We start from the raw sequence: 23,698 nt of genomic DNA, 5'->3' as shown, positions 1-23,698 counted from the left end.
GGGCCGGGTGCCGGAGGAACCGCAGCGCGACGGGGCCATTGCTAGGGCATGGCGCGCGATTTCGCATGGATCCGGCCCGAGCCGCACGGCATCCATGTCGTTCCCGCGGATTGCTGGATCGATCCCTCGCAGGCCGTGGGCTGCGCGCTCGTCACCCATGGCCACGCCGATCACGCCCGCGGCGGCCACGGGCGGACCGTCGCGACCCCCGAAACGCTGGCGATCATGAAGTTGCGCTACGCGACTTGCGCGGGCGCGCGGCCGGTCGCCTATCACGAGACGATCAGCCTGCCCGGCGGGGTCGATGCGACGTACATCCCGGCCGGTCATGTGCTGGGCAGCGCGCAGATCCTGCTGGAGCATGCCGGGGAGCGGGTCGTGGTGACGGGCGACTACAAGCGGATGCCGGATCCCACCTGCCCGCCGTTCGAAGTCACGCCCTGCGACATCTTCATCACCGAGGCGACTTTTGGCCTGCCGGTCTTCTGCCATCCGCCGATCGCGGCCGAGATCGGCAAGCTGCTCGATCGCCTGGCCGCCCATCCCGATCGCTGCGTGCTCGTCGGCGCCTACGCGCTGGGCAAGGCGCAGCGCGTGATCGCGGAGCTGCGCGCCGCGGGGCACCGCGCGCCGGTCTACCTCCACGGCGCGATGGAGAAGATGTGCCGGCTCTACGCGGATTTCGGGATCGACCTCGGCGAACTGCGCCTCGTGGGCGAAACGGACAAGGATGCGATGCGCGGCCATGTCGTCGTCTGCCCGCCGTCGGCGCTCAACGACCGGTGGAGCCGCCGCCTGCCCGACCCGATCACCGCCATGGCGTCAGGCTGGATGCGCGTGCGCCAGCGGGCCCGCCAGCGCAACGTAGAGCTGCCGCTGGTCATCTCCGATCATGCCGACTGGGGCGAGCTGACCCGCACGGTCGAGGAAGTGGACCCGCACGAGACCTGGATCACCCATGGCCGCGAGGAAGCCCTGCTGCGCTGGCACCAGTTGCACCAGCGGCGCGCCCGCGCGCTCGCCCTCGTCGGGTACGAGGACGAGGACGACTAGCGGTGGAAGCCTTCGCCGCCCTGCTCGACGCGCTGGTCTACACCCGCAGCCGCAACGAGAAACTGCGCCTGATTGCCCGGTACCTGCGCGATGCGCCGGACCCCGATCGCGGCTGGGCGCTCGCCGCGCTGACCGGCGGCCTCGACTTCCCGGCCGTGAAATCCTCGACCATCCGCAACCTTCTCAAGGAACGGATCGACCCGGTCCTGTGGACGTTGAGCCGCGATTTCGTCGGCGACACGGCGGAAACCGCCAGCCTGCTCTGGCCGGCAGGGGAGGCGCCCGAAGACCCGCCAACGGTGAGCGAGGCGGTTGCCGCCCTGGCGGCAATGACGCGCAAGAGCGCACCCGCGGCGCTCGCCGCGCTGCTCGACCGGCTCGATGCCTCGGGCCGCTATGCCCTGCTGAAGATGGCGACGGGGGGGATGCGGATCGGCGTGTCCTCGCGCCTGGCCAAGGTCGCCTTCGCCCAGGCGTTCGACGTGTCGGTGGAGGAGGTGGAGGAGCACTGGCATGGGCTGGAGCCGCCCTATGGCCCGCTCTTCGCCTGGGCCGCGCACGGCGCCGCTCCGCCCGACACCGCCAACCTGCCCACCTTTCGACCCTTCATGCTGGCCCATCCGCTGGAAGACACCGTGGTCGATCTGGCCGACTACGTGGCCGAGTGGAAATGGGACGGGATACGCGTCCAGCTGGTGCGGATCGGCGGGGAGACGCGGCTCTATTCGCGCGGGGGCGATGATATCTCCGCCACGTTCCCCGAGCTGCTCGATGCGCTGCCTTTCGACGCCGTGCTTGACGGCGAGCTGCTCGTGCGCGGGACGACCCAGGGGGGCGAGGCGGGCGGTGCGGCCAGTTTCAACGCGCTGCAGCAGCGGCTGGGCCGCAAGACCGTGAGCCGCAAGATGCTGGCCGAGGCGCCGGCTTTCGTGCGCCTTTACGACGCGCTGATCGTCGAAGGGGAGGACTTGCGCGAGATGCCCTGGCAGGCGCGACGCGCCCGGCTGGAGGCGCTGGTCCCCCGCCTGCCGGCGGACCGTTTCGACCTGTCGCAAATGGTGGAGGCAGACGATTTCGACGCGCTTGCCCGAATTCGCGAGGGCGCGCGCGACGACGCGATCGAGGGCCTGATGCTCAAGCGCCGCGATTCGCCTTACGTCGCGGGCCGCCGCACCGGGCTGTGGTACAAGTGGAAACGCGATCCGCTGCTGATCGACTGCGTGCTGATGTATGCCCAGCGCGGCAGCGGGCGGCGGTCGAGCTTCTTTTCCGATTACACTTTCGGCTGCTGGGACGGCGACCCCGATGCCGGGGCGGACCTGCTGCCGGTGGGCAAGGCCTATTCCGGCTTCACCGACGAGGAGCTGAAGCGCCTCGATCGCCACGTCCGCACGCACACGATCAACCGTTTCGGTCCGGTGCGCGAAACCGACAAGTCGCTGGTGTTCGAAGTTGCCTTCGATTCGGTGCACGAGAGCCGGCGGCACAAGTCGGGCCTCGCCATGCGCTTCCCCCGCATCCACCGCATCCGCTGGGACAAGCCGGTCCACGAAGCCGACCGGATCGAGACCCTGCGGGCCCTGGTGCGCGACTAGCGCGAAGTCGCGCCGCGCGACTCGCGCGCGCCGGCCGGCCGATGCACCGTCAACCTTCCGCCCGGGCCACGGCGCTGGCGTGCGCGCGGCCGTTCTCGACATAGTGGGCCACGCCGGCGCGCATCCCGGCGATCGCCGCGTCGTCCAGATCGCGCATCTTGCGCGCGGGGCGGCCGCCCCAAAGTTCGCGCGCGGCCATGACCTTGCCTTCGGTCAGCATGGCCCCGGCCGCCAGCATGGCGTCGGACCCTATGACGGCCTTGTTCATCGCGATCGCGCCGAGGCCCACGAAGCCGCGATCCTCGATCGTGCAGCCGTGGACCATCGCCATGTGGCCGATCAGCACGTCGTCGCCGATCAGCAGCGGCGAACCGTCGGGATCGCCGGGCCGCTCGGGATCGCAGTGGAGCACGCTGCCGTCCTGCACGTTGCTGCGCGCGCCGATCACGATGCGGCTGACATCGGCGCGCAGGACGCAATTGTACCAGACCGAGCTGTCCGCCCCGATCGTCACGTCCCCCACCAGGACGCAGCCGGGCGCGACGAAGGCGCTGTCGTGGATGGTGGGCGTCTTGCCGTGGATCGGTACGATCGTCACGCCGGGGCGGCTTGCTGTCACTGTGCGCTCTCCCATTGCTGCCTTGTCAGCCAATACTGGATCGTCGGGTTGTCCTGCGGCGGGAAGGCCGGGTCTTCGAAGTCGAGATCCTCGCGCCGCACCATGCCGAGCTTCTCCATCAGCTTCCAGCTTCCGACATTGGCCTTGCTGGTCAGGGCGACGACATGGGGCGCACCAACGCGCGTGAAGGCCCAGTCGAGCACGGCGCGCATGGCCTCTTCGGCGTAGCCCCTGCGCCAGCGGTCCTCGCGCACCAGCCAGCCGATCTCGTGGTCGCCCGGGTTCGGTGCCAGCGGGTTGTCGACCCGCTTGATCCCGCAGTGGCCGACCATCTCGCCGGTCGCCTTCTCGATCATGAAGAGGAAGCTGAACCCCTCCCGCGCGTAAAGCGCCATGCCCTTGGCATGCTTCGCCTCGATCTCGTGCAGTTCCTTCACGCCCCCGAGCCGGGCCATGACCGCGGGCGTGTTGAGCAGGCGATGCTGGAGCGCGGCGTCGCCTTCGTCGATCGTGCGCAGGACGAGGCGCACGGTCTCGGCGACGATATCAGTCACGCGCCCCGGCCCATGTCACGCGGTCGATCGAATAGACGATCGTGTCGCGCCACGGCGGATCGTAGCGTTTGTCGGGATAGTCGAGTTCCTCGCGCCGGCGCATGCCGAGGCGGTGCATCAGGCCCCAGCTTGCCGCATTGCCCTCGACCGTCAGGGCAACGACCTCCTCGGCGCCGAAGCGGTCGAACGCCAGGTCGAGCGCGGCGGTCGCCGCTTCCCGGGCATAGCCCTGCCCCCAGGCGTCCTCGCGCAGGCGCCAGCCGATCTCGACCGCGCCGGAGACGGTCGAGCCCGGTGCGTCGGCGCGCTTCAGCCCGCAGAAGCCGAGCAGCGCCCCGTCGGCCTGGCGCTCGACCACCCAGAAACAGAATCCATTGCGCCTGGCACTGCCTTCGACCCGCTCGCGCTGGGCGGCCATGCCCGCCGCGTCGAACTCGCCGCCGAGCCAGCGCATGACCGCGGGCGTGTTGGTGTGGCGGAAGAACTCGGCCCAGTCGTCCCCGCGCCAGTCGCGCAGGACGAGCCGTTCCGTCTCGTGGCGGAATTCAGCCAATCCTAGGCCCCCAGAAGGCGGGCGGCATGGGCCGCGTGATAAGTCAGCACCCCGCTGCATCCCGCGCGCTTGAAAGCCGTCAGCGTTTCGAGGACGAGCGCGTCGCGATCGCCCGCCCCGGCCGCGGCGGCGGCCTCGATCATCGCGTATTCGCCGCTCACCTGGTAGGCGAAGACCGGCACGTCGAACCGCTCCTTCACCCGGCGCACGATGTCGAGATAGGGCAGGCCCGGCTTGACCATCACGCTATCGGCCCCTTCCGCCAGGTCGAGCGCGACCTCGCGCAGCGCCTCCTCCCCGTTGGCCGGGTCCATCTGGTACGATTTCTTGTCGCCTTTCAGCAGGCCGCCCGATCCCACCGCGTCGCGAAACGGGCCGTAGAACGCGCTGGCGTATTTCGCCGCATAGCTCATGACCTGGACATTGTGGTGGCCGCCCCTCTCCAGCGCCATGCGGATCGCCCCGACGCGCCCGTCCATCATGTCCGAAGGCGCAATGACGTCAGCCCCCGCCCGGGCCTGGTTCAGCGCCTGGTCCACGAGGACGGCGACTGTTTCGTCGTTCACCACGTAGCCGCTGTCGTCGAGCAGGCCGTCCTGCCCGTGGCTGGTATAGGGATCGAGCGCGACGTCGGTCAGCACGCCGATGTCGTTTCCGCAGGCGTCCCGGATGGCGCGGATCGCGCGGCACATCAGGTTGTCGGGATTGAGCGCCTCGGCCCCGTCGTCGGAGCGGCGGCCCGGCTGTGTATGGGGGAACAGGGCAATGCAGGGAATGCCCAGTGCCGCCGCCTCCCGCGCGCGCCGGGCGATCGCGTCGACCGACCAGCGCGACACGCCCGGCAGGCTCGCGACGGGCTCTTCCACCCCTTCCCCCTCGGTCACGAAGAGCGGCCAGATCAGGTCGGCCGGGGTCAGCACGGTTTCCCGGTGAAGCGCGCGGCTCCAGGCACTCGCCCGGGTGCGCCGCAGCCGGAGATTGGGATAGGAAGCGGTCATGCCCGCCTGTTGCCGCAAACGCCGCGCCCTGCCAAGCCGCGTCCTCCGCCGGCGCGCGCAGGCGGGGCGCGATCAGCCGACCGTGCGCGCGGCGTCCAGCCGGTCGATCTCGCGCAGCGGCTCGGCGGCGGCAGCTTCCGACGCGGTGGGCACGAGATCCTCCAGTGCGGCGCCCGGTTCCACCGTCTTGAGATTGGCCAGCGCGGAGCGGAAGCGGCGCAGTTCCTCGCCCGAAAGCTGCGCCCGGGTGACGAACCGGACCGAGGCCGGGTTCACCGCGCGGCCATTGCGGTACATCTCGTAATGCAGGTGCGGGCCGGTCGAGAGGCCGGTCGAGCCGACATAGCCGATGACCTGGCCCCGGCGCACGCCCTGCCCGGCGCGCACGGCCATGCGGCTCATGTGGCAATAGCGCGTGGCCAGCCCGCCGCCATGGTCCAGCCTGACCGCGTTGCCGCAGCCGCCCGCGCGGCCCGCGCTGACGACGCGCGCATCCGCCACCGCAACGATCGGCGTGCCGTAGCCGGCGCGGAAATCCATCCCCGAATGCATCCTGCGATAGCCGAGGATCGGGTGCCGCCGCATGCCGAAACCGGAGGAAACCGGCCCCGGGACCGGCGCGACCAGGCCATTGCGCTGTTCCCCGACACCCGAAGCCTCGTAGAAGCGGCCGTCCTTGCCCCAGCGCATCAGCTGGGTCGTCGGTTCGCCCGCGCGCTCGATCCCGGCATAGAGCAGCTGGCCGGCCTGCCGCTCCCCCGTGGCGGCGCGGCGATACTGGACGATCATGTCGAAGGTGTCGCTGGCGCGGACCGCGCGGTCCATGTCGACCTGGTCGCTCAGCGCCTTCAGGTATTGCTGGACCGCGCTCGCCGGGGCCCCGGCCGCGCGCATCGAGCGATAGAGGCTGGAGCCGACCGTGCCGCGGATCCGCAGCGGGGTTTCGTCCACCCGGATCGGCTTGCGCGTCAGCGAGAGGTTGCCGGCGGCGTCGCGCGCGATCTTCAGCTCGAGGTCGAACCGGGCGCGGAAGGCCAGCGAATCGAGCGGGCGGGCGGCACCGGGCTGCGGGCGCCGGCCGAGGGTGATATCCACCTGGGTGCCCGGTTCGATCGCGTCGAGCGCGATCGAGCGCGCGACCAGGTCGGCCACGCGGCTGGCGTCCTGCGTCCCCACGCCGGCGCGCTGGAGCATGCGGGTGAAGCTGTCCCCCCGGGCCAGCGTGGCCAGCAGTTCGATCCGCGGGCGCTCCGGCGCGGCGCGGAGCGGCACGACCCGCTCGGTCGCGCCCATGCGGCGGCCGCTGTCGGCGCCGAGGGCAAGCGGCATGATCATCTGGCTGCGGAACTCGTCGCGGGCGCTCTCGGTCATCGTCATCGCCGGCGCCGCCTCGACCGGGGCGAAATCGGGCCAGAAGGCAAGCGCCAGGGCGGACAGGCCGATCAGCGTGCCCAGACCGCGGAACCAGCGGCGGCTGCCGATCGCCTCGGCAAGGTCGGGCGCGAGGTCCGCCGCGGCGAGCCTCCCGGACACGTCCTCGCGCCAGGTATCGAACCGCTCGGCCAGGGTTCGCGCCCGCGCGATCACGCGCGGCGCGCCGCCGGGCAGGATCTGCGCGTGCGACAGCGACGCGGGGCGCCAGACGTCCTCGCCGTCCCCGGCGATCGCGCCCATTTCTGCCTCGTTCCGCTTGTACACCGCGCCTCCTCGGGAGGGCCGCGATCCGCGCGCGCCGCGACCCCGCGCCCTTTCCCGCGTCCTATGCGGGAATTCGTGCCGGATTAAAGTAAAGACGCGCTTAAGCCGCGACGGAACGAGTCCGCCGCGCGACGACTTGCGGGAACCGCCGCGCGCCCCCGCGCCACGGCGGTTGCCGCCGGCCGCCCCGCCTGCCACATTGCCCGGGTGACCCCCGATCGAGACGGTTCCCGCATCCAGGCGGTCCTAGGGCCGACCAACACCGGCAAGACGCACCTCGCCATCGAACGCATGTGCGCGCACTCCAGCGGGGCGATCGGCTTTCCGCTGCGCCTTCTCGCGCGCGAGGTCTACGACCGGGTCGTGGCGATCAAGGGCGAATCCCAGGTGGCCCTGATCACCGGGGAAGAGCGGATCGAGCCGCCCGGCGCGCGCTATTTCCTGTGCACGGTGGAGGCGATGCCGGTGCGACCGGGCCCGCGCGCGGAAACGCCGGCATCACCGGCAGCGTCCCCCGCCTTCGTCGCGCTCGACGAGGCGCAGCTTTCGGCCGACCGCGAGCGCGGCCATGTCTTCACCGATCGCCTGCTCCATGCCCGCGGGCGGGAGGAAACGATGCTACTGGGGGCGGCGACGATCGAGCCGCTGGTCCGCGCGCTGATCCCCGGGGCGACGATCGAATCGCGCGCGCGCTTTTCCACCTTGCGCCACATCGGCCCGCGCAAGCTCTCGCGCCTGCCGCCGCGCAGCGCGATCGTCGCCTTCTCGGCCGAGCAGGTCTACGCCGTGGCCGAGATGCTGCGCCGGTATCGCGGCGGGGCGGCCGTGGTCATGGGCGCGCTGAGCCCGGAGACGCGCAATCGCCAGGTGGCGATGTTCCAGTCGGGCGAAGTCGATTACATTGTCGCCACCGACGCGATCGGCATGGGTCTCAACCTTGACGTCAACCACGTCGCCTTCGCCTCGCTCGCCAAGTTCGACGGGGTTCGCCAGCGGCGGCTGATCCCGGCGGAAATGGCACAGATCGCGGGACGGGCGGGCCGGCACCAGAAGGACGGCACATTCGGCACCCTGGCCGGGACGAAGGGCCCTGCGCCCGAGTTTTCCGAGGACGAAATCCACGCGATCGAGGAACACCGCTTCGCCCCGCTGACGAAACTCTACTGGCGCGAGGCGGAACCGCGGTTCGACAGCCTCGCGGCGCTGATCGCGGACCTGGAGGCACCGCCCGCGCAGCGCGAGCTGGCCCCCGCGCCCGAGGCGATCGACCTCGCGGTGCTCAAGCGCCTGGCGGGCGAGCCACTGGCCGGCGACGTCAAGGGGCCGGGGATGGTCCGCCGGTTCTGGGAAGCCTGCTCGCTGCCCGATTTCCGCCAGCTCGGCCCCGACGTGCACGCGCGCTTCGTCGCGCGCCTGTGGCGCGACTTGCGCAGCGGCCACCTGGGCGCGGACTACGTCGCCGCGCGCATTGCCGAGCTGGACAGGGTCCAGGGCGACATCCATGCCCTGCAGGGCCGGATCGCCGCGATCCGCAGCTGGGCCTATATCTGCCAGCGGCCCGACTGGGTCCTGGCGCGCGACGAGATGGCGGCGCGCGCGCGGGCAGTGGAAGCGCGCCTGTCCGATGCGCTACACGGGCGCCTGACCGAACGCTTCGTCAACCGGAGGACTGCAATCCTGATGAAAACCCTGGGCACCGATCCGGCCCTTCTCCCCGTCAGCCTGGCGCAGGACGGGACCCTTCTGGTCGAAGACGAGCCGATCGGCCGGATCGAGGGCTTCCGCCTGACCGTCGATCACACGGCCAGCCACGACGATCGCAAGATGCTGCTCGCCGCGGGGGAGAAGGCGTTGCCGCGAATCCTGGCCGAACGCGCCGAGACGCTCGTCGCCTCGCGGCTCGACGAGGTATCGATCGCGGGCGGCAGCCTGCACTGGGAAGACCATGCCCTCGCGCGGATCGAGGACAGCGCCGACCCGCTGCACCCGCGGCTCGTGCCGGCGCGCGAGCTGGACCATCTCACCGCGCCGGTGCGCGAGCGGCTGCTCGAAGCGCTGTCGCGATGGCTCGCCGGAAAACTCGCCCCGCTCGCGCCGCTGGCCCGCCTAGCGGAGGCGGCCCGCGACCCGGCGGCGGGATCGCAGGCGCGCGCGCTCCTGCTCAACCTGCTGGCCGGGCACGGTTTCGTCGCGCGTGACAAGGCGGGGATCGAACACCTGCCCAAGGAAATGCGGCCCTTCCTGCGCCGGCTGGGGGTGACGTTCGGGGCGCTCGACGTCTTCGCCCCGGCCCTGCTCAAGCCCGCGCCCCGGGCCCTGCTCCACGCGCTGGGCCGCGATCCGCGCCCCTTGCACGAAACCATGCAACCGGTGATCGAGGCCCCTCGCCGCATGCCGGCAGGATATCGACCCGCGGGCAAGCAGGCGGTGCGGGTGGACGTGGGCGAGAAGATCCTGCGCGCCGCGCACAAGGCCCGCGCGGAGGCCGACGCGCGCCGGTTCCGGCTCGACCCGGCGCTTGCCATTTCCACCGGGCTTACTCTCGACAGCTGGCACAGGCTGCTCGGCGCCGCCGGGTTCCGCCGCCTGCCGGCCCGAACGCTGGCAGAAGGGGCATTCGGGCCCCCGGCGCCCGATGCCTGGCAATGGCAGCCGGGCCGCGCGCGCAAGGGGCGCGCCAGGGCCGCCCCGCCCCCGCCGCCCGCGAACAGCGCCTTCGCCGCGCTGGCGGATCTCAAGGTGCGGTGATGCGGATCGACCGGTTGCTGTGCCGGCTCCGGTTCTTCAAGAGCCGGGCGCGCGCGCAGGCAGTGGTCGAAAGCGGTCACGTGCGGTGCAACGGCCGGAGGGTCGGCCGTGCCAGCCTGGCGGTCGGCTGCGGCGACGTGCTGACTTTCCCGCTCGGCCGATCGGTGCGGGTGATCGAACTGACCGCCCTGCCGGGACGCCGCGGACCGCCGGCCGAGGCACGGGCATGTTATCGCGAGCTTGACCCGGACGGGCAAAGCGCCATAGCAGCGCATGGGCCCGGCGTTCGGGCCCCAGCCAGGAAGGGAAGCGATCCGAAATGACCTATGTCGTCACCGACGCCTGCATCAAGTGCAAGTACACCGATTGCGTCGAGGTCTGTCCGGTCGATTGTTTCTACGAAGGCGAGAACATGCTGGTGATCAATCCCAGCGAATGCATCGACTGCGGCGTCTGCGAACCCGAGTGCCCGGCCGAGGCGATCCTGCCCGATACCGAGGACGGGCTGGAGAAGTGGCTGGAACTGAACACCAAGTTCTCCGCCGAATGGCCCAATATCACCGGTCAGAAGGAGCCGCCCGCCGACGCGGACGAGCACAAGGGCGAAGAGGGCAAGTTCGACAAGTACTTCTCGCCCGAACCCGGCGAAGGCGACTGATCGACCGCCCTGCGCGGGGCGTGCGCCAGGCCGATCGGCCGGACTCGCAATTTTGTTACGAGTGTGTTATATAATGCACTAACTGCATCGGCGTCCGTCCGATCGCAGGCGTGACAGCAGAGAGGTCCGGACCACTCGCGACAGGACAAGACCGGCAATCGACCGCGCTCCGTGCGGCGCGGCGGGAAGCCGATTTGACTGTTCGTGCCGTCCGGCCCGCAGAAAGGACTTGTGCATGGCCAGCAAGGCTCCCGCCTTCGATGTCGGCGACTATGTCGTTTACCCCAAGCACGGCGTCGGCCGTGTGATCGAGCTGCAGAACGAAGAAATCGCCGGGATGCAGCTCGAGCTCTACGTGCTCCGTTTCGAGAAAGAGCGCATGACCCTGCGCGTTCCCACCAACAAGGTCGAGGCGATCGGCATGCGCAAGCTGTCGAGCGACAAGACCCTGAAGGAAGCGATGGAAACGCTGAAGGGCAAGCCCAAGGTCAAGCGGACGATGTGGAGCCGCCGGGCACAGGAATACGAGGCCAAGATCAATTCCGGCGACCTCGTTTCGATCGCCGAGGTGACGCGCGATCTCTTCCGGCCCGACGACCAGCCCGAACAGTCCTATTCCGAACGCCAGATCTTCGAGGCCGCTTCCAGCCGCCTCGCGCGCGAACTGGCCGCGATGGAAAAGACCGACGAGCCGACCGCGCTGGAGAAAATCCTCGCCGTCCTGCGCGAACACGCGCCGCAGTATTACGAGAACACCGAAGACGCCTGACGCTCACGTCTCCGGAATCGAGAGAAATGGAGGGTCGCCCCCGTCGGGCGGCCCTTTTTTCGTCTGCCGCCGCAGCGCCCGCCCCTCCCGCGCTTGCCTTTCCCGCACCTGCCATGCCTTGAACGGCGAGGCGCAGTGTATTACATCGGCAATACGGGCTGGGTCATGGCCGTGCTCCACGAGATCGCGCGGCCCGGAGACGAGGAAGAGAGACACTGATGCTGCACAGGATTTTCAAGGGCCTTGCCCCGCTGGTCGCGCTGATCGCCGCGAGCGGATGCAACGGCGTGACATCGATCAAGGGCTCCGAGGGCGTGCCGCTTGCCGAGCTCGACCTGGCGGGCAAGACCCCGACCGAAGTGGTCCTCGCCGGACCCGACGACGTCGTCGTCACGCGCGGCGATTCGCTCGACATCCGGGTCGACGGGGACGACGAGGCCGTGGCAGACCTGCGCTTCACGCTCGACGACGACACGCTCGGCATCATGCGGGAAAACGACAGCTGGCGCAGCGCCGACGGGCACGCGCAAGTCCACGTCACGCTGCCGCGGCTGGAGGAAGTCGTCCTCGCCGGGTCGGGCTCGATCGAGGCCGACGTTCTCGAGGGCGAAGCCGAGATCACCGTCGCCGGCAGCGGATCGACCCGCATCGACCGGGTCGAGGCGACTTCGCTCGACGTGACGATCGCGGGATCGGGCACGCTGGTCGCGGCCGGTCGCGCCGATTCGCTCGAACTCAACGTCGCCGGCTCGGGCACCGCGCGGATGGACCGCCTCGCGGTGGACAATGCCGAGATCACGATCGCCGGCTCGGGCAATGCCGCCTTCGCGTCGGACGGGACGGTGGAAGCCTCGATCATGGGATCGGGCGATGTCACGGTGACCGGCTCGGCCCGCTGCTCGGTCAACGCGATGGGCTCGGGCACGCTCAACTGCCGCGGCGGAACGACGGCTGCCGATTCGGCCGCTCCGCCCGAGGCTCCGCAGGCGCCTGCCGGGAACTGACCGCGCCCCGCCTCGCGCGCCAACCGGGATTTCTTGCAGGTATTCATCGCCGCGAAGCCCCCGATCGGTTATGCCGCGCCGCTGGAGGTAGACCAGATGCGCGGCATAGCCCTTTTCCCGATCCTGATTCCCGCGGCCCTGACCCTGAGCGGGTGCCTGGCCAAGACCGCCCTCGACGTGGCGACGGCCCCGGTCCGCGTGGCGGGCAAGGCCGTGGACCTGGCGACGACCAGCCAGTCCGAAGCCGACGAGAAGCGCGGACGCGAACTGCGCAAGCGCGAGGAGGAGCTGGGCCGGCTCGAGCGGCGATACGACCGGGAGATGCGCGAATGCGCCGAGGGTGACCGCCGCGCCTGCGACAAGGCGCGCAAGACCTATGCCGAGATCCAGGTCCTGATGCCCAGCGTCCCGCGCGAGCCGGAACCGCGCTGATGCGCCCCGGGCCGCCTAGGCGGCCGCGCGGCGCAGGCGATCGTTGATGGCGAGCCCGATCCCGCGCGCCGGCACCGGCGCCACGGCAATGCGCGGCTTGCCCGATCGCGCCGCCGCGTGGAGGCAGGCGTAAAGCCGCGCGGCGGCCTCGCCCAGGTCACCCGTTTCGGACAGGCTGATATCGCCGGCGACGGCGCCGAACCCGATCATGTACTCGTCCGCCGCGGCCGTCTCGCACCCCAGCCGCACCGGCTTGCCCGGCGCGTAATGGCTGGCGAGCTGGCCCGGCGCCTCGATCCCGCCGCCCGCCTCGCCACGATCGCCCTCGCCCGCCGCGGCCGCGAGGTCGGCCAGGCCGATCGGGCCGGGGCGCAGTTCCTGCCAGCTGCCGTCGGCGCGAACCGCGACGATCGTCGATTCGAGCCCGGCCTGGCACGGGCCGGCGTCGAGCACGAGATCGATCCTGCCGTCGAGCGAGGCCAGGACATGTTCGGCGCGGGTGGGCGAGATGAACCCGCTGCGGTTGGCCGAAGGGGCCGCGAGCGGAAAGTCGCACAGGGCGAGCAGGCCGCGCATGACCGGGTGGGCCGGGACCCGCAGGGCCACCGTCGGCAGGCCCGCGCTGACCGCCGGCGCCAGCCCCGCCCCCGGCTTGCGCGGCAGGACCATCGTCAGCGGGCCCGGCCACCAGGCCTGCGCCAGCCGCTGCGCCGTGCGGTTGAAATCGGCATGACGCTCAGCCGCCTGTGGCGAAGCCAGGTGCACGATCAGCGGATTGAACCCGGGCCGGCCCTTGGCCGCGTAGATGCGCGCGACCGCCTCCTCGCTGTCGGCGCGCGCGGCGAGCCCGTAAACGGTCTCTGTCGGCACGGCGACCAGGCCGCCGTCGCGCAGCGTGGCCGCCGCGCGGGCCATGCCGGCGTCGTTGGCCTCTACCGTTTCCGTAACGTATTTGCCGCGCATTCCCGTCCGCTATATCTGGAGCCGCGCAAAGCCAAGAGGAATGCCCGTGACCTATACCCCCGCCACCCAGGACCAGCTGCTCGCGATCCACGCCAATGCCGGCATGGCCGAACTCGCCGCGTCCGAACGCTTCGCCGCCGCAGAACCCGACATGGTCGAGGCGATCGTCGAGGGTATCGGGCAGTTCGCCGCCGGCGAATGGGCCCCGCTCGACCGCGTCGGCGACCTGACCGGCGCCGCGCTGGACGAAGGGCGAGTGCGCCTGCCCGACGGCTTTGCCGAGGCCTATCGCCACTATGTCGAGCAGGGGTGGAACGCGATTGCCGGCCCGGCCGCCTATGGCGGACAGGGCCTGCCCTTCACGCTGGCCTGCAACGTGCTGGAGAACCTGGGCACGGCCAACATGGCCTTCAGCCTCTTGCCGATGCTGTCGGTCGGCGCGACCGAGGCGCTCGAACATCACGGCAGCGAAGCGCAGAAGGCGAAGTACCTGCCCAAGCTGGTGAGCGGCGAATGGTCGGGCACGATGAACCTGACCGAGCCGCAGGCGGGCAGCGACCTCGGCGCGCTGCGCACCACGGCGACGCCGATCGCGGAAGGCGAGCACGCCGGCAAGTACCGGATCGCCGGGCAGAAGATCTTCATCACCTGGGGCGAGCACGACCTCGCCGGCAATATCGTCCACCTCGTGCTCGCGCGCCTGCCCGACGCGCCGGCCGGCAGCCGCGGCATCTCGCTGTTCCTCGTGCCCCAGTACCACGTGGCCGACGACGGCTCGCTCGGCGCGCGCAACGACGTTCGCTGCGTCAGCCTGGAGCACAAGCTCGGCATCCACGCCTCGCCGACATGCGTGATGAGCTACGGCGACAACGGCGAATGCATCGGCGAGCTGGTCGGGGCGGAGAACCGCGGGCTGATGGCCATGTTCACGATGATGAACAACGCGCGGATCAACGTCGGCAACCAGGGCGTGCAGGTCGGCGAGCGGGCGACCCAGGCAGCGCTCGCCTATGCCCGCGACCGGGTGCAGTCCGCCCGCGCCGGCTCGCCCGACAAGAGCCCGGTGCCGATCGTCGAACATCCCGACGTGCGCCGGATGCTGCTGCGGATGAAGGCCCTGACCGAGGGGATGCGCGCCCTGCTCTATCACACGGCGGGCCAGGTGGACCGGGGCACGCTGGGGGACGAAGACGCCGCGCGCCGGGCCGAAGTCCTCGTCCCGATGATCAAGGCCTGGGGGACCGACGCGGGGGTCGAAGTCGCCAGCCTGGGCATCCAGGTCCACGGCGGCATGGGCTTCATCGAGGAAACCGGCGCGGCGCAGATCTATCGCGACGCCCGGATCGCGCCGATCTACGAAGGCACCAACGGCATTCAGGCGGCCGATCTCGTGACCCGCAAGCTGGGGCTCGGGGACGGGGCGGTCTTCGCCGCGCTGATGGAGGACATCGTCCGCGATGCCGGGGAAGAGGACGCGCTGGCCGACCTGGCCCGGACCTGCCGCGCGATCGGCGAATGGATGCGCGACGACGCGACGCTGGACGACCGGCTGGCCGGCAGCGTGCCGTTCTGCACGATGAGCGCGGTCGCGGTCGCCGGCTGGCAGCTGACGCGCCAGCTGCGCGCGATCGAAGGAGGGGCCTTTGGCGGCCTGGCCGCGGCCAAGCAGGCCAGCGTGCGCTTCTTCCTCGACCGCGTGGTGCCCGAGGCGGCCGGTCTCAAGGCCTCGGCCACCGCTGGTGCCGAAGGCCTCTACGCGATCGACGCCGACCAGCTGGCAGGCTGATGGCCGACCAGGGCGATCCTCTGGCCCGTATTGCCACCGCGCTGGAGCGCATCGCCGGCCAGGCCCCGGCACCGACCGACTGGCACGCCGCACCCGCCTACGTCTGGGACGGCGCCGCCGCGCGGCCGGTCGCGACCTTGCCGGCGCTGCCGCTGGAGCTGCTGCGCGGAATCGAGGCCCAGCGCGATGCCGCCGCGGCCAACGTTACGCGGCTCGCCCGGGGTCACGCCGCCCACGACATGCTGCTCTGGGGCGCGCGCGGCATGGGCAAGTCGGCGCTCGTCCGCGCCGCGGTCGCCGCCGCGCAGGCGGAAACGCCGGGTGCGCTGGCGCTTGTCCAGGCCGGGACCGACGCGCTCCACACGCTGCCCCGGCTCTTCACCGAGCTCGGCCCGATCGACCGCAGTTTCCTCGTCTTCATCGACGACCTCGGGTTCTCCGAGGACGATTCGGTCGGTCCGCGCCACTTGCGCTCCTGGCTCGAAGGCGGGGTCGAGGCGCGGCTGGGCAACGTGCGCCTGGCGGTGACCGCCAACCGCCGGGCGATCGTCAGCCGCCACGCGGGCGAACAGGACGATCCGATCAACCCGCGCGACGCGGTCGACGACAAGCTCGCGCTGGCCGACCGTTTCGGGCTGACGCTCGGATTCCACAACTGCGGGCAGGACGATTACCTCGCCATCGTCGCCGCGTATGCCGCCGAACACGGCCTTGCCTGGGACGAGAGCGACGCGCTCGAATGGGCGCGGCGCCGGGGCGCGCGCTCGGGCCGGACGGCGTGGCAGTATATCGTCGAACTGGCCGGGCGCGCCGGCCGGGCGCTCTGACCGGTCGGCTCTGGCCGGATCGGCTCTGGCCGGATCGGCTCTGGCCGGGTCGGCTCTGGCCGGGCAGGCGGGGGCCGCCGCGGTTCAGGGCTGGACGCTCTCGCGCGCGTAGTCCTCGCTGAAGCTCGCGCTCGTTCCGCCCAGTTCACGCTGGGGCGGGAGCGACTCGTTCACGATCCGCTCGATCGCCGGTTGCGGCTCGGCACCGGGGGCGATGACGCGCCAGATGATCCCGGCCGTGTCGTCGCTCACCAGCAGCGCCCCGTCGCCGGACCAGTCCACCCAGGTCGGGCGCCCGCGCGTCGTCCCCTTGCCCGTCAGGAACCCGGTCAGCACCGGCACCGGCTTGCCCTGCGGGTTTCCGCGTTCGTCGAAGGCGACATAGACCACGTCGTAGCCCGCGGGCGGAATCCGGTTCCACGAACCGTGGCGGGCAATGAACGCGCCCTGCTGGAACCGTGGCCCCATCCGCGCGCCCTCGGCGCTGAAGACGAGGCCGAGCGCAGCGACGTGCGGGCCCAGCGCATATTCGGGCCGGCGGGTATATTCGACCAGGAAGTTCGGCATCGGTGCCTTCACCCGGCGGTCGAAGTTGTCCTTCCAGTAAACCCAGGGCCAGCCGTACTGCGCCCCGATCGGCACGTTGGTCAGGTAATCGGGAACGAGGTCGGAGCCGAGCATGTCGCGCTCGTTCACCGTGGTCCAGAGCTCGTCGCTCCAGGGATTCCAGTCGAGCCCGTTGGGATTGCGCAGGCCGGTGGCGAACATGCGCTGGCGATTCTCCGCCAGGTCGTATTCCCAGATCGCCGCGCGGCCTTCCTCGATCTCCATCCCCTTCTCGCCGATGTTGGAGGCGGAGCCGACCGCGACGTAGACATGCTCGCCTTCCGGATCGAGCGCGATATTGCGCATCCAGTGGTTGCCGGCCGGCGGCAGGTCCATCAGCACGCGCGGTTCGGAGGTGATCCGGGTCGCGCCCAGTTCGTAGGGAAAGGCGAGCAGCGCGTCGTGGTTCGCGACGTAGAGCGTATCGTCCGCCCAGGCGATGCCCGAAGGCGATTCGAGATCGCCGGTGAGGACGAAGCGCTGTTCGGCAGCGCCGTCGCCATCGCCATCGCGCAGGAGGACGAGTTCGTCCGGCGATTCGCCGCCCGCGCCGGCGCGCGACATCAGCAGGCCGGCGACCCAGTCCACGAACCCGCCCCCGCTCTCCTTGGCCGGCGCGCGGGTGAGCGTCACCAGGACATCGCCGTTGGGCAGGGTATGAATCACCCGGGGATGCTCCAGCCCATCGGCAAAGCGCGTCACAGCCAGGCCTTCGGCGGCCTCCGGGGTTTCGCCATCGGCCCATCCGACCGGTTCGGCGATGCGAACGGTGGGGACGATCTCCGATTCGGGCTCGACCAGCGCGGGATCGGTGCCGCTCACCTCATCGACCGCGAGTTCGGCCTCGTCGCCCTGCAACAGCCAGACTGCGGCGAAGATCAGGGCGAGGAGGAGGACGAGAATCCAGATCAGGATCTTGCGCTTGGTGCTCATGGCGCGAAGATTTACGCACTGGCGGCCCTTGCGGCAATGGCCGGGCGGGCTAGATGGCGAACATGTACGATTTCTCCGCCGATCCCGGTCTGTCGAAGTCCGAACGCTATCGCGAACTGGAGTCCGCCGCGCGGGCGCTGACCGATGGCGAGCCCGACCCGGTCGCCAACATGGCCAATCTCGCGGCCTTGCTGTGGGAGTTCCTGCCCGACCTCAACTGGGCCGGCTTCTATCGCATGGTCGAGGGCGAGCTCGTCCTCGGCCCGTTCATGGGTCGCCCGGCCTGCATTCGCATCCCGCTGGGCCGGGGTGTCTGCGGCACGGCCGCGCAGAGCGGGGAGACGCAGCTGGTGGAAGACGTCCACGCGTTCCCCGGTCACATTGCCTGCGACGCCGCCAGCCGGTCGGAACTGGTGGTGCCTGTCGTGCGCGAGGGCGAGGTCGTGGCGGTGATCGACCTGGACAGCCCCTCGCCGGCCCGGTTCGACCGCGAGGATGCCGCGGGGATCGAGCGGCTGGCCCAGGTCGTGGCTAACCGCATCTAACGATTTCCCGCCCCGAAACGGGACAATTGCCGCACGTGCATGGGCGCGTGCGGATCGTGATGGTAGATTTTCCGTTAACGCCGGGAATCCTCCCGGGCTAACGACCAAGGGGAATCGACCATGTCAGCCCGCCACATGTTCTCTTCCAGCGTTGCCGCGGGCGCGCTTCTCGCCGCCTTCCCGGCATCCGCCCAGCCCGAGATGACGTACGAGTACGCGCATCCGCTGCCGGAGGACGCAGCCGTGGTCTATCGCCAGGACCCCGTGGTCCAGCCGGTCCCGGCCCCGCCCGCCCCGGCTCCGCAAGCGCCGTACCGGCCGGCGGAACCCGCCGCGCACTACGCCGACCCCGTCCCCGCGGAGGAGTACCCCTACGAGGAAGAGGCCCGCTACGAGACTCGGCACGAGTACGAGACGCGCTACGAGGATAACCGTCCCGTCCATCCTGCCCGTCGCGCAGCACCGCCCGCTCCCTACCGCGTTGCAGCGCCGCACCCTGCCCCGGCGTTCGATCGCGAGGCCTGGCTCGACGAGTGCCGCGCACGCTACCGCGCGGAGAGGAAGCGCGGCGATGGCGGCGTGATCGGTGGGCTGCTGGGCGCCGCGACGGGCGGTCTGATCGGCAACCGGGTCGCAGATGGCGAACGGCTTGCCGGAACGCTGATCGGCGCCGGCGTCGGCGGGCTTGCCGGTCTCGCGATCGGCAGCGCGATCGGCGAAGTTGCAGGCCGCGACCGGGCGAAGGACTATTGCGAGGGCTGGCTCGACCAGCACCGCCAGGCCTATGCCCCGCCCGCTGCACCCGCCTACGGCCACCCGGCACCTTACGGCTATGCCCAGCCCGCCGGATACTACGGCGCCGCCTGCGCCTGCGCGCCGGCGGTCACCTACATGCCAGTGCTCGTCGCGGTGCCGCAGCGTGCCGTCGTGCGCGAATACGTGACCGAGGAATGGGTCGAGGTCGAAGCCAAGCCGCAGCCCAGGAAGCGCCGCACGGTTCGCCGCGCGCCGCCGGCCGACAAGCGGATCAAGTACGTGAAGGGGCAGTAACCTCCGGCCGGGCCGGCGGGAACCCGGTCCGTCCGTTCGTTTTCAACGGGTTATCGCGCGAATCCGGTCAGATATCGCCGCCGGTCAGCCGCTGGCAGATCAGGTCGAGCTGGTCGAGCGTGCGATAACGGATCGTGACCGCGCCCGATCGCGGGTCGGCGTCGGTCTTTATCTTGACGTTTAGGCCGAGGAACTCCTCCAGGTGGCTCTGGACCGCGGCGATGTCGGCATCCTTCGCCGGGTCGCGCGAGCTGCGCGGCTTGCGGCGGGTTTCGGGTTGGGGGCCGGCGGCAAGTTTCTCTATTTCGCGCACCGACAGCTTGCGATCGATCGCGTTGCGCGCCAGCTCGAGCGCGGATTCGTGGCCGATCAGCGCGCGGGCGTGGCCCATCGAGAGCTCCCCGTCCTCGACCAGGTCGAGGACTTCGTCGGGCAAGTTGAGCAGGCGCTGGAGGTTGGCAACGTGGCTGCGCGACTTGTCGACGAGGCGCGCGATCTCCGCCTGGGTCATGCCCTCGCGCTCCGCCAGCGCACTATAGGCCCGCGCTTCCTCGACCGGGTTGAGATCTTCGCGCTGGATGTTCTCGATCAGCGCCAGCGCCATGACTTCGCGCTCGTCCAAGTCGCGGACGATCGCCGGAATCTCGTGCAGGCGCGCCTTCTGCGCCGCGCGCCAGCGACGTTCGCCGGCGACGAGCTGGTAACGCCCACCCGCCAGCGGCCGGACGATGACCGGCTGGATCACCCCGCGCTGCGCGATCGAGGCGGCCAGTTCCTCCAGCGCGTCCTCGTCGAAGCGGCGGCGCGGCTGCCCGGGCAGCGGCTCGATGGCAGACGTCGCGATCGAGGCCAGCCCGCTGGCGGGGGCGCCACCCGCGCCGCCTTCGCCGCCCCCCTGTCCCGCACCATTGCCGCGGACCAACGGCTCTTCGCGCTGCGTTTCGCCCAGCAGCGCGCCGAGCCCGCGGCCCAGCTTCTTCTTGCGGTCGGCCGCGCTGCGCGTCGGCACCGAAAAGCGAACCGGATCGGTCGAGTTGCTCATGCCGCTTTCCTCCTTTCGGGCAGGCGCCCGATCAGCTCGCGCGCGAGCGCGATATAGGCACGGCTGCCCGCGCAAGCGTGGTCGTAGACAAGCGCCGGAAGGCCGTGGCTGGGCGCTTCCGACAGGCGCACGTTGCGCGGGATGACCGCCTCGAACACGAGGTTGCCCAGGCAATCGCGCACGTCGTCGGCGACCTGGTCGGTCAGGCGATTGCGCCGGTCGAACATGGTCAGGACCACCCCGACGATGCCGAGATCGGGGTTGAACCGCTGCTGCACCCGTTCGACCGTCTGGAGGAGCTGGCTCAGCCCCTCGAGCGCGAAGAACTCGCACTGCAAGGGCACGAGCAGGGTATCGGCCGCGCCGAGCGCATTCAGCGTCAGCAGGCCGAGCGACGGCGGGCAATCGATGAAGCAGATATCATGCCCGGCGTGCGCCGAGAGCGCGGTGCGAAGCCGGGCGGTACGGTCTTCGACCGAGACAAGCTCGACCTCGGCGCCGCTGAGATCGACCGTCGCCGGGACGATGTCGAGCCCGGGGATCGTGGTTTCGTGGACGCATTCGGCCAGCGGCACCTCGTCGACCAGGATGTCGTAGCTCGACCCCTCGCGATCGGCCGCTGCCACGCCCATGCCGGTCGAGGCATTGCCCTGGGGATCGAGATCGACCAGCAGGGTTCGCCACCCGGTCGCGGCCATCGCCGTGGCGATATTGATGGCAGTCGTGGTCTTGCCCACCCCGCCCTTCTGGTTCGCAATCGCGATTGTGATCATGACCCCGCCTTCCCGGCCAAACGGCCGACGATGATGCCCGATCTCGGGTCGGTCTGCGACTGTTCCACGTGAAACAGCGCGCTCTGCCGCTTGGGCAAGTCCTGCAATTCTTGCGCCGCCGACTGCCCCTTGGGCAACAGCCAGAGCGTGTCGGCTGTGGAAAATCGTGCCGACAAGCTGAGGATACGCGCGAGCGGCGCGAAGGCCCGCGCCGATATGACGCCGGCGGCAAAGGTCTGGACCTGCTCGAGTCGCGCCCCTTCGACCCTGCAGCGGGGCAGGTCGAGATGTGCGACCATGCGCTCCAGCCATTCGATCCGCTTGCGGCGCGATTCGACCAGGACCACCGGCCAATCGGGCCGCATGGCCGCGATCACGAGGCCGGGGAGCCCTGCCCCGCTGCCGAGATCGAGCCACGGCCCCGTTTCACGTGGAACATGATCGAGTAGCTGCGCCGAGTCGGCGATATGACGTTGCCAGACCGTTTCCAGCGTCGGCCGGGCGACGAGGTTCTGCCGCGCGTTCTCTTCGCGCAGCGCCTCTATGAAGCGCTCGATGCGCGCCATCGCCGCGGGATCGCAGCGCGCGGCGACGTGGGCGCGGGCCTGCTCTTCGCTGGCGATCACGCGGCCTGCTGCCGATCGTGGCGGCGGGCATGGACCAGCAGCGCGGAAAGGGCCGCGGGCGTGATGCCGGGCACGCGCCCGGCCGCAGCGAGCGTCTCGGGGCGCGCCGCAGCCAGCCGCTCGACCATCTCGTTCGACAGGCCCGGCACTTCGCCGAAGGGAAAGTCCGGCCCGAGCGGCACGGCTTCGCTGGCCCTCAGATCGCGCAGCTCGGCCTCCTGCCTTTCGAGATAGGGTGCATAGATCGCGTCCTCGGCCATTTCGCGCGCAATGTCTTCGGCCGGGTCGAAGCCTTCGCCCAGCCAGGTGGACAGCCCGTCGAGATCGATCCCGTTGTATCGCAGCCAGGCCGCGATCGGCTGCCGCCCGGCGTCGCGGCGAATCGGCAGCCCCGCCCCGGCCAGCTCGTGCGCCCCGATCTCCCGCGCGAAGACGTCGGCCCATTCGCGCCGGCGTTCCTCGCGCCGGGCGAACCGTTCGGCCCGCGCGGGGCCGACGCAGCCCGCCGCTATCGCCGCGGGGGTGAGGCGCGTCGCCGCGTTGTTGGCCCGCAGGCGCAGCCGATACTCGGCCCGCGCGGTCAACATGCGATAGGGTTCGCTGACCCCTTGCAGGGTCAGATCGTCGACCATGACCGCGAGGTACGAATTGGCGCGATCGAGCGGCGCCGGATCGCGGCCCAGCACGGCCGCGGCCGCGTTCATCCCCGCGACCAGCCCCTGGGCCGCGGCCTCCTCGTACCCGGTGGTGCCGTTGATCTGCCCCGCGCAATAGAGCCCGGCCAGGTCGCGCAGCTCCAGCCGCGGCGTGAGCGAGCGCGGGTCCACGTGGTCGTATTCTACCGCGTATCCGGGCACGACCATCTCGACCGCTTCCAGCCCTTCCATGCTCCGCAGCATGGCCAGCTGGATATCGACCGGGAGCGAGGTGCTGATCCCGTTGGGATAGACGAGGTGGGTGTCGAGGCCTTCGGGCTCGAGGAAGACCTGGTGCCCTTCCCTGTCGCCGAACCGGTGGATCTTGTCCTCGATCGACGGGCAATAGCGGGGCCCCTGGGCGTCGATCGCGCCGCTGAAAAGCGGCGACCGGTCGAGGCCGGCGCGAATGATATCGTGGCTGCGGGCATTGGTGCGCGTGATCGCGCAGAACACTTGCGGGTTGAGGCGCGCGGGCGTGAGCGACGACATTGTCCAGTCGCCATCGTCCGAAGGCTGTTCGGCCAGGCGCGCCCAGTCGATCGTTCGCCCGTCGAGCCGCGGCGGCGTCCCCGTCTTCAGGCGCGCCATCGGCAAGGCGGCTTCGCGCAACTGCGCGGCCAGACGATGCGCGGCGTTCTCGCCGATCCGCCCGCCGTCGAACCGCTCTTCCCCCCGGAACAGGCGCCCGCCCAGGAATGTCCCGGTGCACAGCACGACCGCGGGCGCGGCGAGCACGCTTCCGTCGCCCAGCTCCACCCCGGTCACCCGGCCGCCCTCGGTCGCCAGCGCCACAGCTTCGCCCGGAATGACGGTCAGCCCGTCCTGCCCGCTCACCGCCTGCTGCACCGCCGCGCGGAACAGCGCGCGGTCGGCCTGGACCCGCGGGCCCCAGACGGCGCTGCCTTTCGAAAGGTTCAACATGCGATAGTGGATCGCCGCCGCGTCGGCCGCGCGTGCGATCACCCCGTCGAAGGCATCGACTTCGCGCACGAGGTGGCCCTTGCCCAGCCCGCCGATCGCGGGGTTGCAGCTCATCGCCCCGATCGCCGCCGGGTCGAACGTGATCAGCCCGGCGCGCGCGCCCATGCGCGCGGCGACAGCCGCCGCCTCGACACCGGCATGGCCGCCGCCGATCACCAGGACATCGTAGGAATGCATGGCCCGGCAA

23 protein-coding genes are annotated in these 23,698 nt (G+C 70.6%); 12 read left to right on the top strand and 11 right to left on the bottom strand.

The features are described from left to right. The first annotated feature begins 48 nt into the window (after nt 1-48). Both T8T98_RS15350 and T8T98_RS15345 read left to right on the top strand, forming a co-directional pair. Nucleotides 49-1,053: a ligase-associated DNA damage response exonuclease gene (locus T8T98_RS15350; RefSeq protein ID WP_251104575.1), complete on the top strand. Its 1,005-nt coding sequence runs from the start codon at nt 49-51 to the stop codon at nt 1,051-1,053. A 2-nt stretch (nt 1,054-1,055) separates the two neighbouring features. Continuing rightward, the gene (locus T8T98_RS15345; RefSeq protein ID WP_251104576.1) at nt 1,056-2,648 is read left to right on the top strand and encodes a cisplatin damage response ATP-dependent DNA ligase; all 1,593 of its coding nucleotides are present in this window, start codon (nt 1,056-1,058) and stop codon (nt 2,646-2,648) included. A gap of 49 nt (nt 2,649-2,697) precedes the next feature. Here T8T98_RS15345 and T8T98_RS15340 read toward each other — a convergent pair whose 3' ends face one another. The 5 genes from T8T98_RS15340 to T8T98_RS15320 all read right to left on the bottom strand — a co-directional run bounded on the left by T8T98_RS15340 (nt 2,698) and on the right by T8T98_RS15320 (nt 7,046). Beyond that, complete coding sequence (locus tag T8T98_RS15340) at nt 2,698-3,282, bottom strand: gamma carbonic anhydrase family protein (RefSeq protein WP_251104577.1); 585 nt, start codon at nt 3,280-3,282, stop codon at nt 2,698-2,700. After that, entirely contained in the window at nt 3,264-3,821 is a 558-nt protein-coding gene (locus T8T98_RS15335; protein ID WP_251104578.1) for a GNAT family N-acetyltransferase, read from the bottom strand. Before T8T98_RS15335 ends, T8T98_RS15340 begins: the two co-directional genes overlap by 19 nt. Next, nucleotides 3,814-4,374, bottom strand: coding sequence for a GNAT family N-acetyltransferase (locus tag T8T98_RS15330; RefSeq protein ID WP_251104579.1), 561 nt, complete (start codon nt 4,372-4,374; stop codon nt 3,814-3,816). The genes T8T98_RS15335 and T8T98_RS15330 overlap by 8 nt, the downstream gene beginning before the upstream one ends. 2 nt (nt 4,375-4,376) lie before the next feature. After that, nucleotides 4,377-5,372, bottom strand: coding sequence for a porphobilinogen synthase (gene hemB / locus T8T98_RS15325; RefSeq protein ID WP_322295757.1), 996 nt, complete (start codon nt 5,370-5,372; stop codon nt 4,377-4,379). Nucleotides 5,373-5,444: 72 nt separating this feature from the next. After that, on the bottom strand, nt 5,445-7,046 hold the full coding sequence (locus T8T98_RS15320) for a M23 family metallopeptidase (protein ID WP_251106027.1): 1,602 nt from the start codon (nt 7,044-7,046) through the stop codon (nt 5,445-5,447). Nucleotides 7,047-7,361: 315 nt separating this feature from the next. Here T8T98_RS15320 and T8T98_RS15315 point away from each other — a divergent pair, with 315 nt between their 5' ends. The 6 genes from T8T98_RS15315 (at nt 7,362) to T8T98_RS15290 (ending at nt 12,681) form a co-directional block, all read left to right on the top strand. After that, entirely contained in the window at nt 7,362-9,818 is a 2,457-nt protein-coding gene (locus T8T98_RS15315; protein WP_251106028.1) for a helicase-related protein, read from the top strand. Next, the gene (locus T8T98_RS15310; RefSeq protein ID WP_251104581.1) at nt 9,818-10,141 is read left to right on the top strand and encodes an RNA-binding S4 domain-containing protein; all 324 of its coding nucleotides are present in this window, start codon (nt 9,818-9,820) and stop codon (nt 10,139-10,141) included. Before T8T98_RS15315 ends, T8T98_RS15310 begins: the two co-directional genes overlap by 1 nt. Next, complete coding sequence (fdxA, locus tag T8T98_RS15305; RefSeq protein ID WP_160733462.1) at nt 10,138-10,476, top strand: ferredoxin FdxA; 339 nt, start codon at nt 10,138-10,140, stop codon at nt 10,474-10,476. Before T8T98_RS15310 ends, fdxA begins: the two co-directional genes overlap by 4 nt. A gap of 235 nt (nt 10,477-10,711) precedes the next feature. After that, nucleotides 10,712-11,245 carry a CarD family transcriptional regulator gene (locus T8T98_RS15300; RefSeq protein WP_160733463.1) on the top strand — a complete coding sequence of 178 codons (534 nt, stop codon included), beginning with the start codon at nt 10,712-10,714 and terminating at the stop codon, nt 11,243-11,245. 218 nt (nt 11,246-11,463) lie between these two features. After that, nucleotides 11,464-12,249, top strand: coding sequence for a head GIN domain-containing protein (locus T8T98_RS15295; protein WP_251104582.1), 786 nt, complete (start codon nt 11,464-11,466; stop codon nt 12,247-12,249). 96 nt (nt 12,250-12,345) lie between these two features. Beyond that, nucleotides 12,346-12,681: a hypothetical protein gene (locus tag T8T98_RS15290; protein WP_160733672.1), complete on the top strand. Its 336-nt coding sequence runs from the start codon at nt 12,346-12,348 to the stop codon at nt 12,679-12,681. 15 nt (nt 12,682-12,696) lie between these two features. On the opposite strand, the gene T8T98_RS15285 is transcribed toward T8T98_RS15290, so the two are convergent. Further along, complete coding sequence (locus tag T8T98_RS15285) at nt 12,697-13,644, bottom strand: L-threonylcarbamoyladenylate synthase (protein ID WP_251104583.1); 948 nt, start codon at nt 13,642-13,644, stop codon at nt 12,697-12,699. A 40-nt stretch (nt 13,645-13,684) separates the two neighbouring features. Between T8T98_RS15285 and T8T98_RS15280 the strand changes: the two genes are divergently transcribed. Further along, nucleotides 13,685-15,430 carry an acyl-CoA dehydrogenase gene (locus T8T98_RS15280; RefSeq protein ID WP_251104584.1) on the top strand — a complete coding sequence of 582 codons (1,746 nt, stop codon included), beginning with the start codon at nt 13,685-13,687 and terminating at the stop codon, nt 15,428-15,430. After that, on the top strand, nt 15,430-16,257 hold the full coding sequence (locus T8T98_RS15275) for a DUF815 domain-containing protein (protein ID WP_251104585.1): 828 nt from the start codon (nt 15,430-15,432) through the stop codon (nt 16,255-16,257). The genes T8T98_RS15280 and T8T98_RS15275 overlap by 1 nt, the downstream gene beginning before the upstream one ends. A gap of 84 nt (nt 16,258-16,341) precedes the next feature. Here the strand turns inward: T8T98_RS15275 and T8T98_RS15270 are convergent, their stop codons facing one another. Next, on the bottom strand, nt 16,342-17,796 hold the full coding sequence (locus T8T98_RS15270; protein WP_251104586.1) for a PQQ-dependent sugar dehydrogenase: 1,455 nt from the start codon (nt 17,794-17,796) through the stop codon (nt 16,342-16,344). A gap of 62 nt (nt 17,797-17,858) precedes the next feature. On the opposite strand from T8T98_RS15270, the gene T8T98_RS15265 reads away from it, so the two are divergent. Both T8T98_RS15265 and T8T98_RS15260 read left to right on the top strand, forming a co-directional pair. Beyond that, nucleotides 17,859-18,341 carry a GAF domain-containing protein gene (locus tag T8T98_RS15265; protein ID WP_251106029.1) on the top strand — a complete coding sequence of 161 codons (483 nt, stop codon included), beginning with the start codon at nt 17,859-17,861 and terminating at the stop codon, nt 18,339-18,341. 120 nt (nt 18,342-18,461) lie between these two features. Then, the gene (locus T8T98_RS15260) at nt 18,462-19,391 is read left to right on the top strand and encodes a hypothetical protein (RefSeq protein WP_251104587.1); all 930 of its coding nucleotides are present in this window, start codon (nt 18,462-18,464) and stop codon (nt 19,389-19,391) included. A 67-nt stretch (nt 19,392-19,458) separates the two neighbouring features. Here T8T98_RS15260 and T8T98_RS15255 read toward each other — a convergent pair whose 3' ends face one another. From T8T98_RS15255 to mnmG, 4 genes are read right to left on the bottom strand one after another with little or no spacing between them, the layout of a single operon-like run. After that, on the bottom strand, nt 19,459-20,433 hold the full coding sequence (locus tag T8T98_RS15255) for a ParB/RepB/Spo0J family partition protein (RefSeq protein WP_251104588.1): 975 nt from the start codon (nt 20,431-20,433) through the stop codon (nt 19,459-19,461). Further along, nucleotides 20,430-21,206 (bottom strand): ParA family protein, encoded by a 777-nt coding sequence (locus T8T98_RS15250; protein ID WP_160733471.1) that lies wholly within the window; start codon nt 21,204-21,206, stop codon nt 20,430-20,432. The genes T8T98_RS15255 and T8T98_RS15250 overlap by 4 nt, the downstream gene beginning before the upstream one ends. Continuing rightward, nucleotides 21,203-21,832, bottom strand: a complete 630-nt coding sequence (rsmG, locus tag T8T98_RS15245; protein WP_251104589.1) for a 16S rRNA (guanine(527)-N(7))-methyltransferase RsmG — start codon at nt 21,830-21,832, stop codon at nt 21,203-21,205. Before rsmG ends, T8T98_RS15250 begins: the two co-directional genes overlap by 4 nt. Then, the gene (mnmG, locus tag T8T98_RS15240; protein ID WP_251104590.1) at nt 21,829-23,688 is read right to left on the bottom strand and encodes a tRNA uridine-5-carboxymethylaminomethyl(34) synthesis enzyme MnmG; all 1,860 of its coding nucleotides are present in this window, start codon (nt 23,686-23,688) and stop codon (nt 21,829-21,831) included. Before mnmG ends, rsmG begins: the two co-directional genes overlap by 4 nt. Nucleotides 23,689-23,698 lie beyond the last annotated feature (10 nt).

The organism is Pelagerythrobacter marinus, from assembly GCF_034375205.1.
GTDB classification, from domain to species: domain Bacteria; phylum Pseudomonadota; class Alphaproteobacteria; order Sphingomonadales; family Sphingomonadaceae; genus Pelagerythrobacter; species Pelagerythrobacter marinus.
Note: the sequence above shows the minus strand (reverse complement) of the source record. Positions and strands in the feature narration are given on the sequence as shown.